Consider the following 686-nt stretch of genomic DNA (forward strand, 5'->3'; position numbering starts at 1 on the left):
ATAATGAAATCGTATCTATATCCCCCATTTGAAATGGGGGCCGAGGCAAAGCCGTAGCGTTACCTAGAGTAAAAAAATCCTCCTATGTTACAATGATATTGGTTTCGCAGGCCATATCAAAACATAGGAGGTATCCAAAATGGATAATCAAAGTATACAACATACTCGTTGGAATTGCACGTATCATATAGTGTTTATTCCAAAATATCGTAGAAAAATTATGTATGGAGAAACAAAAAGAGACATAGTGGAAATTATTAAGAAACTATGTGAGATGAAACAGGTACAGTTAATCGATGGGAAAGTATGTGTGGATCATATTCACATGTATGTGGCGATACCGCCCAAAATGTGTATTTCGGAATTTATGTCATACCTAAAAGGTAAAAGTACACTGATGTTGTTTGACAGACACCCAGAGTATCGAAGTAAATATGGGGATAGACATTTCTGGGCAAGAGGATATTACGTTTCAACAGTGGGAAATGTGAATGAAGAGACAGTACGCAGATACATTCAGGAACAAGAAGAGAATGATAAACTAGAGGACGGAAGAAAGTAGTGAGCCCTACATAGGAGGGCAACCAGAAATAATGGTACTGCGAAATCCCGCCTCTGGCGGAACCAGTAATAATCCCCGGAGGGGTAAAATCTAAACCCCCATTTGAAATGGGGGTTGCTAACTT

The 686-nt window shown here is 39.1% G+C and carries 1 protein-coding gene; it reads left to right on the plus strand.

All coding sequences use genetic code 11. The annotated features are described in order from the left end of the window. Positions 1-139 precede the first annotated feature (139 nt). The gene (tnpA, locus tag VSQ61_RS22715; protein ID WP_334346583.1) at positions 140-562 is read left to right on the plus strand and encodes an IS200/IS605 family transposase; all 423 of its coding nucleotides are present in this window, start codon (positions 140-142) and stop codon (positions 560-562) included. Positions 563-686: the final 124 nt, after the last annotated feature.

It is taken from the genome of Candidatus Merdisoma sp. JLR.KK006 (assembly GCF_036941035.1).
Lineage (GTDB): Bacteria > Bacillota > Clostridia > Lachnospirales > Lachnospiraceae > Laedolimicola.